This window comes from Necropsobacter rosorum, assembly GCF_964241405.1.
GTDB classification, from domain to species: Bacteria; Pseudomonadota; Gammaproteobacteria; order Enterobacterales; family Pasteurellaceae; genus Necropsobacter; species Necropsobacter rosorum.
Genome location: NZ_CAXSXF010000001.1, coordinates 646,425 through 662,251, shown reverse-complemented (window position 1 = coordinate 662,251; position 15,827 = coordinate 646,425). Strand labels below are relative to the sequence as shown.

Here is a 15,827-nt window from a genome sequence, read left to right as displayed (position 1 = left end):
TCCGAACGGCAAAAACACCGCCGAAAACGACCGCACTTTTGCCGCCTTTACACCTCGAAAATCTCAGCATCGCGCAGAATATGCGCGTTTCCCTTGCGGCGTAAAAAACCGCAGCGATCAAAATATTCCATCAGCTGCACGGTGATTTTGCGTCCCCAGTTGAGTTCATCACGCAGTCGGTTAACCGAAATGCTGCCTTGCTCGGCGATAATCCGTTTAATCAGTCGGGCGTAGGCATAGATGTTTTCGGTCAGCAGAAAACGGTCTTTGACAATCGGCGTCAGATAACCCAGTTTGCCCGCTTTATACAGAAAGTTGCGCATCTCTTCTTCCGGTATGCCGAGGCGTTCCGCCAGCTCCCGCACCCAAAGCGCCTGCCCGTTTTGCTGCTCGAATTGCGCCAGTACCGTCTGCCACAGATGTTGTTCCTGCGCCGAAAAACGGATTTTATGTTCCGGCGTATGCAGCCAGCCGCGGGTCTGTTCGATTTGCCCCGCCGCCAGCAGTTGCTCAATAATATGATAGATCAGTTTTTCCGGCTGATTAATCGCCGCAATACGGTATAAGCGGGCTTTGCTCAGACCGAGTTGATCGCCGTGCTGCGCATGATAATCGGTCAGCGCCGCGATAAGTTTTTCCGCCTGCTGTGCCGGATAATGACGGTTAAAGCCCCATTCCTGAAACACCACATCCTGATTGGCGCGGATGAGCTCCTGCAATCGCCCGGCGCTTAACTGTTCCGCCCAGGCTAATTTTTCCAGTGCGACCGGTTGTTGCTCCAGATATTGTCGCAAGCGTTCGGCGAGGCTGTCGGTTTGAAGCAGGTGGCGTAAATAATCCAGCCGTTGCGCTGTACGTTTGTGGCGTTTCGGTGAATTGATCTCTACCGTTTTCGCCCCGGCCAGCACGGATTTGGCATCGCCGCTACGCAGGATCAGTTTATCGCCGTAAGCCAGAAACAGTGGTTTATCTAAAATCAGCTCGGCCAATCCCTGCTGTTGCGCGGTGAGGCCTTTTTCCTGCAGCAGATGCAATCTGCCGGTGGTGCGTGCCGCGGCATGATAAATATGCACCGGCTGGCTTTCCGCAACCGGCGCGGCGGCTTCCAGCCAAAGTGTCACCCGCTCCGTCGGCGGCAACGGCGGCTGTGCCAGCAACCAGTCGCCGCGTTCGATTAAAGTGCGGTTTAAATCCGCACTGATATTCAGCGCCAGCCGCTGACCCGCGACCCCGAGGGCGTTCGGCTGATTCTGGGCGTGAATATTTTTCACCCGCACTTTCTGACCGCCGGATAAATAGAGTTCGTCCTCAATCCGCACGACGCCCGCAAAAGCGGTTCCGGTAACCACCGTACCGGCACCTTTTACCGTAAACACGCGGTCAATAGCATAGCGAAACGGTTTGTCCTGCTGCGCCGGATTCGGCAGTTGTGCCAGATAATCCCGCAATTGCGCAATACCTCGGCCGCTGTGGGCGGAGGTGATAAACAGCGGGCTTTGCGCTAAAAACGGGTAATCTTGCTGGAGTTGTCGGGTCAGCTGCGTGATCTGCGCTTCATCGGCGCGATCCGCTTTGCTGATCACCACAATCAGCTGATCAATGTGCAGCAGGCGCAAAATAGTCAGATGTTCCCGGGTTTGCGCCTGAATGCCTTCATCCGCCGCGATAATCAGCATGGCATAATGAATGCCGCCCAGCCCCGCCAGCATATTCGGTATGAATTTTTCGTGTCCCGGCACATCGATAAAACCTAAAATGCGATCGTTTAGCGGCAAATAGGCATAGCCTAAATCAATGGTCATGCCGCGTTTTTTCTCTTCCGGCAAATGGGCGGTGTCGGTGCCGGTTAAGGCCTGCAATAAAGCGGTTTTGCCGTGATCCACATGGCCGGCGGTGACGATAATCATAAATGCTCCAAGGTATCGAGTAAGGCGTTGAGATCAGCAAGGCTGCGTAAATCAAGCCACAGTTTGTCGTTTTCAAGCCGACCGATAACCGGTTGCGGCAAGGCTTTGAAACGGGCAAAAAGTGCGGTCAGTTTTGCCGGCGTTTTGGCCTCAAGGGTGACGGCCACGGACGGAATTTCCGCCAATGGCTGAGAACCGCTGCCGATTTGGGCCGGACTCGGTTCAATGCGCAGGATATAATCCTGAGCGAGGTGATTTTCCAACCGCACTTTTAACGCTTGCGCCTGTTGTGTTAATTGGTCGACAGGACGGGTCAGCTGGTTCAGCGTAGTCAGTTGATGGGGCAGCCGCTCCGGCTGTAAATATAGCCGCAGCGTCGCTTCCAACGCACTGAGAATCACTTTATCGCAGCGCAAAACACGTTTCAGCGGGTGGGATTGCAGCCGCTCGATCAGATAGCGGTCACCGACAATAATGCCTGCCTGCGGGCCGCCGAGCAGTTTATCACCGGAAAACGAAATCAAATCCACGCCTTGGCGCCATTTATCCTGCACCGTCGGTTCGGCGGGCAGGCCGTAAGCGGATAATGCCGTCAGCGCACCGCTGCCCAGATCGGTAATCACCGGCAAATCAAATTCCCTGCCCAGATCTACCAGTTCCTGCTCCGTCACGCTGTGCGTAAAGCCGCAGATTTGATAATTACTGCTGTGCACTTTCATTAATAGCGCGGTGTCTTCATTAATGGCATCGCGGTAATCCTGTAAATGAGTGCGGTTGGTGGTACCGACTTCCACCAGCTTGCAGCCCGCTTGCTGCATAATATCCGGAATGCGGAACGCGCCGCCGATTTCGATCAGCTCGCCGCGCGAGATAATCACTTCTTTGCCTTTGGCAAGCGTCGCCAGCATCAGCAGCACCGCCGCCGCGTTATTATTCACTACACAGGCCGCCTCCGCGCCGGTCAGTTCGCATAACAACTCGCTGATATAGCTGTCGCGATGGCCGCGCCGCCCTTCCTGCAAATCGTATTCCAGCGCCACATTGCCGCCCATTGCCGCCACTGCCGCCTGTTGTGCCGCCGCCGGCCATAAAGCGCGCCCGAGATTGGTGTGCAGCACCGTACCGGTCAGATTATGCACCGGTTGCATCCGTACTTGCCGGCGTTGTTGCAGCTGGCGGCGCAGCGCGGCTGTTATCAGCCGGAGGTCGCCGAACTCCGGCGGCAGTTGATGTTCTCGTTTAATCTGCTCTCTGCCCTGTTCCAGCAGGCGACGGCATTCGGTTACCACGGCGCTGTGGCCGAATTCGGCGATCAGCCGTTCGCCCTCGGCGGTTTTTAACAGTTTATCGATAGCAGGCAGCTGTTGAAAAAGTGCGGTCATATTTTTGATCCTTTTTGCTTTTGATTGTATCTAATCATACTGGTTTTTGCCCATAAATTCAGTAGGAAATCCGTTGTGCGGTTATTTTTGCTGTAAAATCAACGAATTTTACACCGCACTTGAATAATGCGCCGAATTGGTTTAAAGTTGGTGCGCCTTTTGCGGAAGATCGTCGTTTCCGGTGAAGCGGCAGGACTTCAAATCCTGTTAAGGTTGCCAGCAATCTTGGGTGGGTTCGACTCCCATGATCTTCCGCCAGTTCATCTAAACCGGTATAAATTCATATAAATCAAAGAACTTGAATGGAATTCAACCATTAGAAAATTTCTAATAGTTCGATAAGAAGGGCTAAGCAGATTAGTCGAGAGTTAGAACGTTACAATCTTGACGCTATTATTTCTGTGGGCTATCGCATAAACTTAAGCAAAACGACGCAATTCAGAAGATGGGCTACACAAATGGCAAAAAAAGTTTATTCTAAAAGGATTTGCGTTAGATGATGAATGCTTAAAATTGAATAAAACCTGTTCGGCTAAGATCACTTTAAAGAATTATTGGAACGTGTTTGTTATTATTCTTGATAACCAACTCTTTCACTTCCAATCCATCATTCTCATCGTGCAAAAAAAAGCCACTGTTATTCACAGTGGCAAAACCATAATGAAAAAGACATTAGGATGTTTACTACTTAGAGGAAACCTGTTGTAAGAAAACTTTACGCGGTGAGGTCAGGCCCAGTTTTTCCGCTTCGTTGACTAAATTCATGGCGCGGTTGACGTCGTTTTCTTTCAGTGCTTTGCTGACGGCTTGTTTGAAATAGGCTTCAGTTTCGCTGTCCACCGGGGTGTTGACCGCTTTGCTGTTGGCGGGTTGCGCCGCTGCTGTGCCTACCGGGGTGGCGGCCGGTTTATTGGCGCTGAATACGCCGGTCGGCAGGCCGATAAAGCGGGTGCCGCTGGCGGCGCTGACATTGACGCTGATTTCGCCGTTGCGGCTGTGCTGCACTTCAATATCCGGAATGGCCGGCGGTTGTTTGCCGGTCGCTTTGGCAAAGGTTTTGGACGGATGCGGCACGCTTGTGGTTTTGTTTAAATCCTGCTGGGTGGTATAAACCAGCAGATAGAGATAATCCTGACTGGATGCCGGGGTTAAATTCAGTTCGGCGGAAAAGCGGTTCGGTTTCATGCCGCGTTCTTCTTCAAATTTAAATTCGGAAGAAGGATAGGTTGCCGCCACATTAAAATTATTGTCTAACACCACCGCACTGGGTACGAATACATGCCGGTCTAACACCGGGCTTTCGATCGTAATTTCAATGGTGCCTTGATTGGCCGGTATGCGGTATGCCGCGATCGGGCTTTCGGTGCCGGCGAATTGCACGGTAAACGCCTGTTTTTGTTGTTCGCTTAAGGTGGTTTTTACCGTTTCGGCAAGCTGCACGTCCTGCCAGTTTAACTGAGATAATGTCGTTGAGTTAATATGAATCGGTGCTGCCGAGCTTGGCAAAACAACAAACATATTAGCCAAAAAAAGTGCGGTCGTTAAAAGTGTTTTTTTCATATTAACCTCATTGCAAATCTACGATTGCTGTAATTAACAGGGGAAGGGTGCTTCCCCTGTGGTTTACGGGTGAAGTAGGGGAAGGTTTACCACCATGCTTCAAATTGTACGCCTGCGATAAATTCACCGTCTTTCGCTTTATAACCGGCTTCGGTACGGTTTTGTGTATTGAATTTGTCGTTCCAGTGTGCGTAAGTACCGAACACACGGATTGCCGGACGTGCCCAGATGCTTGGGCCGGCTTGCCATTGCTGAGCCAGCGTGACTTTGGTTAAGTCATTTTTCAGCCCGGTATTTTGATCTTTAATCCGGTCGTAACCCACTTCCATTAAGGTGCTCATGGTGTCGGTCCATTTATACATCGGACGGATACCGGCGGAATACCAAGTTTTGCCCTGATTGTTGTCTAAGTCTGTTTTTTCGTAAATTAACGCGTACATCACTTCGACTTTTTCGCTTGCCGCAACCACACCCTGATTGATTAAACGCAGCATATGACCTTTGTTAGTAGTTGAACCGCCTTGTGAGTGACCGGTATTCCAAGAGGTCATTGAATCGGTGGCGTATTGGGCAGTAAATTTATTAAAACCGCCGAAGAAATTGCCTTGGGTATGTTCAACCGTCACCATATAACCGTTTTTAGTTGCATCGGCTTCACGGGCAGCATGGTTTTTAGTGTGAGAACTACCATAATCAAAACCGATTTCTAAACGACCGTTTTCGCTGACTTTAAGGTCGGCTAAACGTACGTCAATAACGTCGTTGTAAACATCTTTGTTTTTATCTTTGGTTGAATCCCATTTTTTGGTAATCGGATTATATTCCCAGCCGTAAGCACCGCCTTCTTCGGTATTACGGGTTACCGCCAAGGATAATTTACCAAAGCCTAAATCAATATTTTCAACCCCTGCGCCCGGACCGGAAATATCCCAGTAGTAGAAGTCGTTCATATGCACATCATGACGTTGGTAGAAACGTTTACCGGCCCATAATGTCGCACCCGGCAGGCTGTCGGCGAAGTTTTTGAACTGTACGTTGATTTCGCGCAGTGCCGGACTGGTGGATTCCCAGTCAACCTGCTGGTTTACAGAGTAGGCAATGTTAGAATCTAAATAGATGGATTTATCGCCGTCTTTGAAAAGTTCCTGACCTAATTTGAATTCCGCATAGGTTTCCGCTTCGTTACCTAAACGGTATTTTGAACCGCCGCCGTTAACGGTAAAGGCAGTTTGTTCGCCGCCGCCGGATGTCCAGCCGATACCGGAACGGGCATAACCGTGGAAATCAACCGCACTGGCGCTGGTGGCGATCAGTGCGCCAGTGATGGCTACTGCTAGTAGAGTCTTTTTACTGTTCATAATTGACCTCATTATTTATTAAATAACATTTAGGGATATATCAATTAATTGATATTGGTTTTCATGGCATTGATTAATGAAGCCAATCAATGCCGGAATCCTTAAACACCGCGTTCTTTAAATAAGCGCCGGCAGGCCGTGCCGTCTTCTTTAAACAGGTGGCAGCGTTCCGGCACGATACCGATATCCAGCGCATCGCCTTCGTTTACCAGCACCACATCGTTTTGCCGGTAAACCAGCGTCGGCTGTTTGATTTCCGGAATTTCAAGATGAATCTGGGTTTCATTGCCCAACAGTTCCACCACCTGCACTTTGCCGCGCAGCGTGACCTGTGCCTGATCGGCCGGCACCAAATGTTCCGGACGAATACCTAACGAAAGGTTGTCGCCGATGCTGACGCCTTTGCCGGAAACCGGGATCCAGAAGTTATGGTGATGGGCATCCGGCAGTTCGATTTGTACCCGCTCGGTTTCCACGCCGGTCACTTTAACCGGCAGGAAGTTCATTTTCGGCGAGCCGATAAAGCCTGCCACAAAGCGGTTTGCCGGATAATGGTACAGTTCCAGCGGTTTACCTACCTGTGCGATACCGCCTGCGTTTAACACTACGATTTTGTCCGCCAAGGTCATGGCTTCCACCTGATCGTGAGTGACGTAAATCATCGTGCGGTTCAGTTTTTTGTGTAATTTGGAAATTTCCACCCGCATTTGCACGCGCAGTGCGGCATCCAGATTGGATAACGGTTCATCCAACAGAAAAACTTCCGGTTGAGAAACCAGCGTACGACCGATTGCCACGCGTTGACGCTGACCGCCGGACAAGGCTTTCGGTTTGCGATCCAGTAAGTGCGCCAGTTGCAGAATTTCGGCCACCTGATTGACCCGCTGATCGCGTTCCGCTTTGTTGACGCCCGCCAGCTTCAGCCCGAAGGACATGTTTTCCGCCACATCAAGATGCGGGTAAAGGGCGTAAGACTGGAACACCATGCCGATGCCGCGTTTGGCCGGCGGCACGTCGTTCATCAGTTGGTTGCCGATATAAAGTTCGCCTGTGGTAATGTCTTCCAGGCCGGCAATCATGCGCAGTAAGGTTGATTTACCGCAGCCGGAAGGACCGACAAATACAACGAACTCACCTTCATTAATTTCTAAATTGATATCTTTAGAAATATGTACGTTGCCGTAGGACTTACCTACATTGCGTAACGATACATTTGCCATAGAGAACCTCTTTTTATAATTTGTAGTAATTTTTTAATCATTCTTTGTGTCTTTTCATTACGGCACTCATCATCCGCTATATAATGTTGAAAAAAATCCTCCTTTTGTCATTTTTTTTAGGATTAGACGAAAAAAGCGTCATCGGCGGGAAATTCAATCGGCCGGGCGAAAAAATTCGTTTTTATGTGAAGCAGGTCACGTTTTGTGCCGAAAAATTTGTGACACTTATCACAAAAAAGGGAAAATCTGCTGAAAAATCAGGATATTTCCGGCAGGGAGGAGTGGGGGGGAGGATAACAAATGAAAATATTACTGCATAATCTAGGCTAACTCAGGATAGGCTGTCCGGTTATCCTCAGACCATCCAAATTTAAGTCCATATCATTAAGGAGCAACGCTATGAATAAAAAACTCTTGGCCTTCACACTGACCGCTGCGGCAAGTTTAATGCTTTCCGCCTCTGTTACGGCGAAAATGACCGAAGGCAAACTGGTTATCTGGATTAACGGTGATAAAGGCTATAACGGCCTGGCCGAAGTCGGTAAAAAATTTGAAGCGGATACCGGCGTGAAAGTGTTGGTTGAGCATCCGGATCGGTTGGAAGAAAAATTTGCGCAAGTTGCCTCCACCGGCGACGGCCCGGATATTATTTTCTGGGCGCACGACCGTTTCGGCGGTTATGCACAGGCGGGACTTTTGGCGGAATTACAGCCGAGCAAAGAATTTAAAGATAAATTCGTTGATTTTGCCTGGGATGCGGAAACCTATAACGGCAAAGTGATTGCTTATCCGGTAGCGATTGAATCCTTATCGTTAATCTATAATAAAGATTTACTGCCACAGCCGCCGAAATCTTGGGAAGAAATCGTCGAACTGGATAAAAAACTGAAAAAAGATGGCAAAAACGCGATTATGTGGAATCTGTCCGAACCGTATTTCACTTGGCCGGTGGTGGCCTCTAACGGCGGTTACGCATTTAAATTCGCCAACGGTAAATATGATGTCAACGATATCGGGGTGAACAACGCCGGTTCGCAGAAAGGTCTGCAATTTGTAGTTGATATGGTGAAAAACAAAGTGATTAATGCGGATATGGATTACTCCGTCGCCGAAGCCAGCTTCAATAAAGGCGAAACCGCATTAACCATCAACGGGCCTTGGTCTTGGGGCAATATTGAGAAAAGCAATATCAATTACGGCGTAGCGGTATTACCGACCTTAAACGGTCAGCCGTCCAAACCGTTCGTCGGCGTGTTGAGTGCCGGGGTGAACTCCGCCAGCCCGAACAAAGACTTGGCTAAAGAGTTTATGGAAAACTACCTGTTGACCGATGAAGGTTTGGATACGGTGAACAAAGACAAACCGTTAGGCGCGGTGGCGTTGAAATCCTATCAGGAAAAATTAGCCAAAGACCCGCGTATTGCGGCAACCATGGAAAATGCACAGCATGGTGAAATCATGCCGAATATTCCGCAAATGGCGGCATTCTGGTATGCGGAAAAAGCGGCTATCGTGAATGCGGTCAGCGGTCGTCAGGGTGTGAAAGAAGCATTGGATGACGCGCACGCCCGTATCCAGAAACAGCAATAATCGTTTAATCGGGCACCTGCGTGCCCGTTATTTCTTCCGATGCGGGATGAAGATTTCATCACAATATCAAGGAGGCTTAACTCGGCAAGGATGCCGACCGCATCGGATGACAATCCATTATAATCATAAACAGCCATAATGAATGCCGCTTGAAAGTGCGGTTCGTTTTTCTGACATTTCGAGGTGTATTATGCTACAAACGGTTAACCCGGCCAAATCGCAATCCTCATTCAATTGGTTAAGATATCTTCTTATCGGAGCGGTATTACTGATTGATTTCTATCTGGTCATGCTGATGTATTCGCAGGGTGAATACTTATTTGCCATTCTGACGCTGGTGATCCTGACCTCCGGTATTTATATTTTCAGCAGTAAAAAAGTGTACGCCTGGCGTTATGTTTATCCCGGTATTATGGGGATGACGATTTTTATTCTGTTCCCGCTGGTGGCGACCATCGCAATCGCCTTTACCAATTACAGCGGCACCAACCAGCTGGCGTTTGAGCGGGCGTTGAATGTATTAAGCCAGCAGCATTATTTTTCCGGCGATAAATTCGATTTTAAACTCTATCCGCAGGCGGATAACCGTTTCACCATTGCGCTGCATAATCCGAATAGCGGACAGGATTTCGTCGCCGACAATATCGCATTAAGCGATAAGCAGGTCGAAGTGACCGAACAGCCGGCGCCGCAGGGAGAGGTCGCACCGTTGCGCGTAATTACGCAAAACCGCAGTGCGTTGCAGAATATGACGATTGTACTGCCGAACGGCAACGAACTGACGATGAGTTCGCTGCGCCAGTTTTCCGAACAAAAAGCGCGTTACCGCTACGATGATGAAAGCGGCATTTTGCTGAATAATGAAAACGGCAAAAAATACCGCGCCAATCAGGAAACCGGCTTTTTCCAAGCGGTCAACGAAAGCGGAGACTGGCTGAACGAAACGCTGGAGCCGGGCTTTACCGTCTCCACCGGTTTCAGCAATTTTATTAAAATCTTTACCGACGCCGGTATTCAGAAACCCTTTGTGCAGATTTTTATCTGGACGGTGGTTTTCTCGGTGCTGACCGTGGCGTTTACCGTAATTATCGGGATGGTGCTGGCTTGTGTGGTGCAGTGGGAAGCCCTGCGCGGCAAAGCGGTGTACCGTTTATTGCTGATTTTGCCTTATGCCGTGCCGTCGTTTATTTCTATTCTGGTATTTAAAGGTTTGTTTAACCAGAGTTTCGGTGAGATTAACATGATTTTGAACCAACTGTTCGGTATCCGTCCGGAATGGTTTAATGATCCGCTGTTGGCTAAATCGATGATTCTGATCGTCAATACCTGGCTGGGTTATCCGTATATGATGATCCTGTGTATGGGGTTGCTGAAAGCGATTCCGCAGGATCTATACGAAGCCTCCGCCATGGACGGCGCCTCCACCTGGCAGAATTTCAGCAAAATCACCGTGCCGTTATTGTTAAAACCGCTGACGCCGTTAATGATCGCTTCTTTTGCCTTTAACTTTAATAACTTCGTGTTGATCCAGTTATTAACCAACGGTCGCCCGGATATGATCGGCACCACCACACCGGCGGGTTATACCGATTTACTGGTCAGCTATACTTACCGTATCGCCTTTGAAGGCAGCGGCACACAGGATTTCGGCCTAGCGGCGGCAATCGCCACCATCATTTTCTTACTGGTGGGCGGATTAGCGTTACTGAATATTAAAGCGACAAAAATGAAATTGGATTAGGAGGACATTATGGCTATCGTACAACCAAAATCTATGCGTTATCGTTTGTGGGCGACCCATGTGCTGCTAATCTGCTTTCTGGCGCTGATTATGTTTCCGCTGTTGATGGTGATCGGCATTTCTCTGCGCCCGGGCAATCTGGCGATTGGCGATATTATTCCGCGGGAAATTTCATGGGAACACTGGAAACTCGCCTTGGGCTTTGATGTGGTGCATGCGGACGGCTCGGTAACACCGCCGCCGTTCCCGGTTTTGCTTTGGTTATGGAATTCGGTCAAAGTGGCGACCATTACCTCCGTCGGCATTGTGGCGCTTTCCACCACTTGTGCCTACGCGTTTGCGCGGATGAAATTTAAAGGTAAAAAAACCATCTTACAGGGCATGCTGATTTTCCAGATGTTCCCGGCGGTGCTGTCGCTGGTGGCGTTATATGCGTTGTTTGACCGTTTGGGACAATATGTGCCGTTCTTGGGGCTGAATACCCATGCCGGCGTGGTGTTTGCCTATCTGGGCGGTATTGCGCTGCATGTGTGGACGATCAAAGGCTATTTCGAGACCATCGACGGTTCGCTGGAAGAAGCCGCCGCACTGGACGGTGCGACCCCTTGGCAGGCGTTCCGCCTGATTCTGCTGCCGTTATCGGTACCGATTCTGGCGGTCGTGTTTATTCTGTCGTTTATTGCGGCGGTAACGGAAGTGCCGGTTGCCTCTCTGCTGCTGCGTGATGTGAACAGCTACACGCTGGCGGTAGGTATGCAGCAATATCTGTATCCGCAAAACTATTTATGGGGCGATTTTGCCGCCGCGGCGGTACTGTCCGCCATTCCGATTACCGCGGTGTTCTTGCTGGCGCAACGCTGGCTGGTCGGCGGCTTAACCGCAGGCGGAGTGAAAGGTTAACGGTTTAAGTGTGGTATGTAATCCGTGTACCACACTTTTTTTTCGTTTTTCATCCATGTTTCAGTAAAACTAAAACGCAACACAACCTGAAATATGAAGCGGCATAACGGATTATCAGAACATTTTACAGGAGTGATTTATGCAAAAGTCAGTGCTTTATGTATCACTGTTTTGCTCAATAACCGCCTGTGCCGCCGACAACTGGCGGCACGACAGTTTCCGGGCATTCGGTGAAAGTGGGGAAAAACAGTTATTTCAATCTGAAACCGCATTGAAAAAAGGCTATTATCCGCTGCGATTTAGCTTTCATAACCAATGTTATCAACCGCAAAGTGCGGTCAAATTAAATCAAACGGTGTCATTAATCCCTTGTGCGGGCGAGGTGCCGCAGCTGCGCCTGTTCCGTGACGGCACCTATCTGGCGCAGATCGATATGCGCAGCGGCACGCCGACCTTGCGCGTCAGCATTAAGCCGGCGCCTGAAAGCCAAGCGACAACGGTGAAAACCTGCCCGGTCTGGAATAAACAGCCGCTGGAAATTGATGTCAGCGGCACGTTCCGCGAGGGCGAGCTGGTGCGTGATTTTTATTCCGGCGACAGCGCCAAAGTGGAAAACGGCAAACTAACTTTTATGCCGGCGCCGCAATCCGGCGGTTTATTGCTGCTGGAAGCCGTGCCGGATAAAAGTGCGGTGCAAAAAAACGCTGAATTTAACTGGAAAAACGCCACCGTTTATTTTGTGTTGACCGATCGTTTCTATAACGGCGATCCGTCTAACGATAACAGCTACGGACGGCATAAAGACGGCATGCAGGAAATCGGCACTTTCCATGGCGGTGATTTGGCCGGTCTGAGCGCAAAACTGGATTATCTGCAACAGCTCGGCGTCAACGCGATTTGGATCAGTTCGCCGCTGGAACAAATGCACGGCTGGGTCGGCGGCGGTGATAAAGGCGATTTCCCGCATTATGCCTATCACGGCTACTACCATCAGGACTGGACTAAAGTGGATGCCAATATGGGCACCGAAGAGACGCTGAAAAATTTTATTCAGCAGGCACACCGGCGCGGCATGCGCGTTCTGTTTGATGTGGTCTTGAATCATACCGGCTATGCCACGCTGGCGGATATGCAGGAATTCGGTTTCGGCGCGCTGTATCTGAAAGATGAGGAGCGGCAGGCTATTCTCGGCGAACGCTGGACGAACTGGAAACCGAAACAAGGGCAGAACTGGCACAGTTTTAACGACTACATTAATTTCAGCGATCAAGCCGGCTGGGCGAAATGGTGGGGCAAAGACTGGGTGCGTGCCGATATCGGCGATTACGACAGCCCGAAATTCGATGATTTAAGAATGTCCCTTTCTTCATTGCCGGATTTAAAAACCGAAGCGCAAAGTGCGGTCGGTTTGCCGCCGTTTTATCAGCATAAAAATACCCGCGCAACGGCATTGCCCGATGCCAAAGTGCGCGATTATCTGATCACTTGGTTAAGCGATTGGGTACGCAAATACGGCGTGGACGGTTTCCGCGTGGATACCGCCAAACATGTGGAACAAAGCACTTGGCTACAGCTGAAAACCGCAGCGCAGCGCGCCTTGCAGGACTGGCAGGCCGAACATCCGCAGGAAAGTTTCAACCAGCCGTTCTGGATGACCGGTGAAGCCTGGGGACATGGCGTGACGAAAAGCAGCTATTACCAACACGGTTTTGATGCCATGATCAATTTCGATTTTCAGGATCAAGCCAAAGAAGCCCTGGATTGTTTTGCTAAAATCGATCCCGTCTATCAGCAAATGAACGGCAAATTACAGGATTTCAATGTGCTGAGTTACCTTTCCTCGCACGATACGCGCCTGTTTTTCCATAACGACAGCCAACAACAGCCGCACAAACAGAAAATCGCGGCCAATTTGTTGTTGCTGGCGCCGGGGGCGGTGCAGATTTATTACGGCGACGAAAGCGGGCGCGAATTCGGCCCGACCGGCTCCGATCCGGTGCAGGGAACCCGCTCGGATATGAACTGGCAAGAGTTGCGGGACAATGACGAAAAAGCGGAACTGCTTGCGCACTGGCAAATTTTAAGCCGCTTTCGCCAGCAGCATCCGGCAATCGGTGCCGGCGTGCAAAGTGCGGTGCAAAACGGCAACTATTTTTCATTCAGCCGTCAATATGGCGATGACAGAGTAATGGTGGTCTGGGCGGGCAACTGACAATCGCATCACAACATAATTAAGTAAAATATTTCTTATATTTTAACTAGATATGTTTTCAGTTAGCAAAAATATAAATGTATTTTTAGCTGTCTTAGTTATCTAATCATTATTTTATAAACGCAGAAAAGTGCGGTGGAAATCTCCCGACTTTTATCGGGGGATGACTGCCTTCCTTTTGTGCGCCTTAAAGAAATTTTTGCTCAATAAATGAACGTAGTTTGACGCATTTATGCGCAGAAAAAACTTGGCGTTAACGCCTGCATTTTTAAATAAAAACGTAATTAAGGAAATGATTATGAACAACTCATACAAAGTTATTTGGAATACCGCCTTAAACAGGCTGATCGTAGTTTCTGAGCTGGCGAAAGGTAAGGGAAAATCGAGTGCCGGCAGACAGAAAACCGCCGCCGTCTCAATGGGACGTACGCCTTTCGGCATCACGGCATTGCTGATTAGCGGCGCTATTGCGGCAGGCATACCGACGAGCGCCGCGGCGGATGTAATCTACGAGGCCGGCTGGAACAACACCGTTAAGGATAGTTGCCGAAACGACTCTTATTCAATGACGGTAATAGGTATTCGGAATACCATCGAGCAGGAAAGTACAACCGGTTCTGAAAATAAATGCTATGGCGCGGTATATGGCACCGGTAACTACTTGGGTGCGAATTCTAAAGGATCGTTAGTGATGGGGATCAATAACAAGGTTGCCGGCTCAAATATGGTTGTTCTCGGTAACGATATTTCTGATAATTCCAACCATAACGGTTCGGTGATTATCGGTTTTAAATCCGAAGGCCGCAGTGTTTCAAATCAAAACAGCACCACTCTTGCAGGGCTGGGAACGTTGAATTTTGCCGGCTCTATTGCGGATCAAGGCTCCTATTTCAGTGTCGGCGGCACAGGTACCAGCTCAACCGATGCCTCTTATATGCAACGAATGATTATTAATGTTGCTCCCGGCGCCCTGACCGAGTCTTCCACCGATGCCGTAAACGGTTCCCAACTTTATGTTGTGGCAACAGCACTGCAGAATAACATTGAAGAGGTAAAAAGTGCGGTCGATACGTTAAGCGTACCCTCAACCTATAAATTCAGTATTCACAACAATCAAACCGACGGCACGGCAAGCGAAGGAAAAACATGGTCATCGGCAGAAAGCAGTAATGAAATTTCTTTCGGCGCCACATCGGATCTGAAAGTCACCGCAGACGCGGAGGGGAATATTATTTACGGTTTATCGGACTCGGCAAAAAATTCTATCGCCAGTGCCGAACAAGCCGCACAAACGGTCACTAACTCATTATCCGCAATCAACAGCGCCGTCACTCGTGCAGAAACCGCAGCAACCGCCGCCGCAAGCTCCGCCACGCAATCGGCTAACTCTGCGACATTTGCTGCAAGCTCAGCTACTGAAGCCGGAAAGTCAGCAACGGCAGCAGCAAGTTCTGCAACTGAATCCGCTAATTCTGCAACATCTGCAGCAAATTCGGCAACGGAAGCCGATAAATCCGCAACGGCAGCGGAAAGTTCAGCAACTGAAGCGGGTAACTCCGCAACAGCAGCGGCAAGTTTTGCCACCGAAGCAGGTAAATCTGCGACATCTGCAGCAAGCTCTGCAACGAAAGCCGATAGTTCTGCATCTACGGCAGCAAATTCAGCTACCGAGGCGAATCAGTCTGCAACCTCTGCTGAGAGTTCTGCGACAAAAGCGGATAAATCCGCGACTACTGCAGAAAGTTCTGCTACGGAGGCAGGTAACTCTGCGGCCTCTGCCGCAAGCTCCGCTACGGAAGCTGATAAATCCGCAACCGCAGCAGAAAGTTCAGCTACCGAAGCAGGTAAATCCGCAACCGCTGCTGCAAGTTCCGCGACGAAAGCGGATAGTTCTGCAACAGCTGCTGCTAATTCAGCGATTGAATCAGCTAATTCTGCGACAGCTGCAGCAAGCTCA

General features: G+C 49.7%; 12 protein-coding genes and 1 tRNA gene. 8 read left to right on the top strand and 5 right to left on the bottom strand.

Features of this window, described 5'->3' with window-relative positions; all coding sequences use genetic code 11:
* Window positions 1–47: 47 nt before the first annotated feature.
* Window positions 48–1,907, bottom strand: a complete 1,860-nt coding sequence (gene selB, locus ACESOH_RS03080; protein ID WP_373099605.1) for a selenocysteine-specific translation elongation factor — start codon at window positions 1,905–1,907, stop codon at window positions 48–50.
* Window positions 1,904–3,289, bottom strand: coding sequence for an L-seryl-tRNA(Sec) selenium transferase (gene selA / locus ACESOH_RS03075; protein ID WP_373099604.1), 1,386 nt, complete (start codon window positions 3,287–3,289; stop codon window positions 1,904–1,906). Before selA ends, selB begins: the two co-directional genes overlap by 4 nt.
* A 163-nt stretch (window positions 3,290–3,452) precedes the next feature.
* Here selA and ACESOH_RS03070 point away from each other — a divergent pair.
* A tRNA-Sec gene (locus ACESOH_RS03070) sits at window positions 3,453–3,547 on the top strand.
* Between the two features lie 65 nt (window positions 3,548–3,612).
* The gene (gene rhuM, locus ACESOH_RS11770) at window positions 3,613–3,789 is read left to right on the top strand and encodes a RhuM family protein (RefSeq protein WP_444335308.1); all 177 of its coding nucleotides are present in this window, start codon (window positions 3,613–3,615) and stop codon (window positions 3,787–3,789) included.
* A gap of 184 nt (window positions 3,790–3,973) precedes the next feature.
* On the opposite strand, the gene malM is transcribed toward rhuM, so the two are convergent.
* The 3 genes from malM to malK form a co-directional block, all read right to left on the bottom strand.
* Window positions 3,974–4,849 carry a maltose operon protein MalM gene (gene malM, locus ACESOH_RS03060; protein ID WP_032093136.1) on the bottom strand — a complete coding sequence of 292 codons (876 nt, stop codon included), beginning with the start codon at window positions 4,847–4,849 and terminating at the stop codon, window positions 3,974–3,976.
* An 86-nt stretch (window positions 4,850–4,935) separates the two neighbouring features.
* Entirely contained in the window at window positions 4,936–6,207 is a 1,272-nt protein-coding gene (locus ACESOH_RS03055) for a maltoporin (RefSeq protein WP_373099602.1), read from the bottom strand.
* 101 nt (window positions 6,208–6,308) lie between these two features.
* Complete coding sequence (malK, locus tag ACESOH_RS03050) at window positions 6,309–7,427, bottom strand: maltose/maltodextrin ABC transporter ATP-binding protein MalK (protein WP_032093134.1); 1,119 nt, start codon at window positions 7,425–7,427, stop codon at window positions 6,309–6,311.
* A 104-nt stretch (window positions 7,428–7,531) separates the two neighbouring features.
* Here malK and ACESOH_RS03045 point away from each other — a divergent pair, with 104 nt between their 5' ends.
* The 6 genes from ACESOH_RS03045 to ACESOH_RS03020 form a co-directional block, all read left to right on the top strand.
* On the top strand, window positions 7,532–7,747 hold the full coding sequence (locus ACESOH_RS03045; RefSeq protein WP_373099601.1) for a hypothetical protein: 216 nt from the start codon (window positions 7,532–7,534) through the stop codon (window positions 7,745–7,747).
* A gap of 79 nt (window positions 7,748–7,826) precedes the next feature.
* Window positions 7,827–9,017, top strand: a complete 1,191-nt coding sequence (gene malE, locus ACESOH_RS03040) for a maltose/maltodextrin ABC transporter substrate-binding protein MalE (RefSeq protein WP_084703461.1) — start codon at window positions 7,827–7,829, stop codon at window positions 9,015–9,017.
* A 190-nt stretch (window positions 9,018–9,207) separates the two neighbouring features.
* Window positions 9,208–10,758, top strand: a complete 1,551-nt coding sequence (gene malF / locus ACESOH_RS03035; protein WP_032093131.1) for a maltose ABC transporter permease MalF — start codon at window positions 9,208–9,210, stop codon at window positions 10,756–10,758.
* A 9-nt stretch (window positions 10,759–10,767) separates the two neighbouring features.
* Window positions 10,768–11,658, top strand: a complete 891-nt coding sequence (malG, locus tag ACESOH_RS03030) for a maltose ABC transporter permease MalG (protein ID WP_032093130.1) — start codon at window positions 10,768–10,770, stop codon at window positions 11,656–11,658.
* 139 nt (window positions 11,659–11,797) lie between these two features.
* Entirely contained in the window at window positions 11,798–13,870 is a 2,073-nt protein-coding gene (locus ACESOH_RS03025) for an alpha-amylase (protein WP_373099599.1), read from the top strand.
* 298 nt (window positions 13,871–14,168) lie between these two features.
* On the top strand, window positions 14,169–15,827 hold a 1,659-nt coding region (locus ACESOH_RS03020; protein ID WP_373099597.1), incomplete at its 3' end, for an ESPR-type extended signal peptide-containing protein.

What these genes read in the sequence shown, in the direction of transcription:
- selB (WP_373099605.1), bottom strand. Translation starts at nt 1,907, where the DNA reads ATGATTATCGTCACCGCCGGCCATGTGGATCACGGCAAAACCGCTTTA.
- selA (WP_373099604.1), bottom strand. Translation starts at nt 3,289, where the DNA reads ATGACCGCACTTTTTCAACAGCTGCCTGCTATCGATAAACTGTTAAAA.
- malM (WP_032093136.1), bottom strand. Translation starts at nt 4,849, where the DNA reads ATGAAAAAAACACTTTTAACGACCGCACTTTTTTTGGCTAATATGTTT.
- ACESOH_RS03055 (WP_373099602.1), bottom strand. Translation starts at nt 6,207, where the DNA reads ATGAACAGTAAAAAGACTCTACTAGCAGTAGCCATCACTGGCGCACTG.
- malK (WP_032093134.1), bottom strand. Translation starts at nt 7,427, where the DNA reads ATGGCAAATGTATCGTTACGCAATGTAGGTAAGTCCTACGGCAACGTA.
- malE (WP_084703461.1), top strand. Translation starts at nt 7,827, where the DNA reads ATGAATAAAAAACTCTTGGCCTTCACACTGACCGCTGCGGCAAGTTTA.
- malF (WP_032093131.1), top strand. Translation starts at nt 9,208, where the DNA reads ATGCTACAAACGGTTAACCCGGCCAAATCGCAATCCTCATTCAATTGG.
- malG (WP_032093130.1), top strand. Translation starts at nt 10,768, where the DNA reads ATGGCTATCGTACAACCAAAATCTATGCGTTATCGTTTGTGGGCGACC.
- ACESOH_RS03025 (WP_373099599.1), top strand. Translation starts at nt 11,798, where the DNA reads ATGCAAAAGTCAGTGCTTTATGTATCACTGTTTTGCTCAATAACCGCC.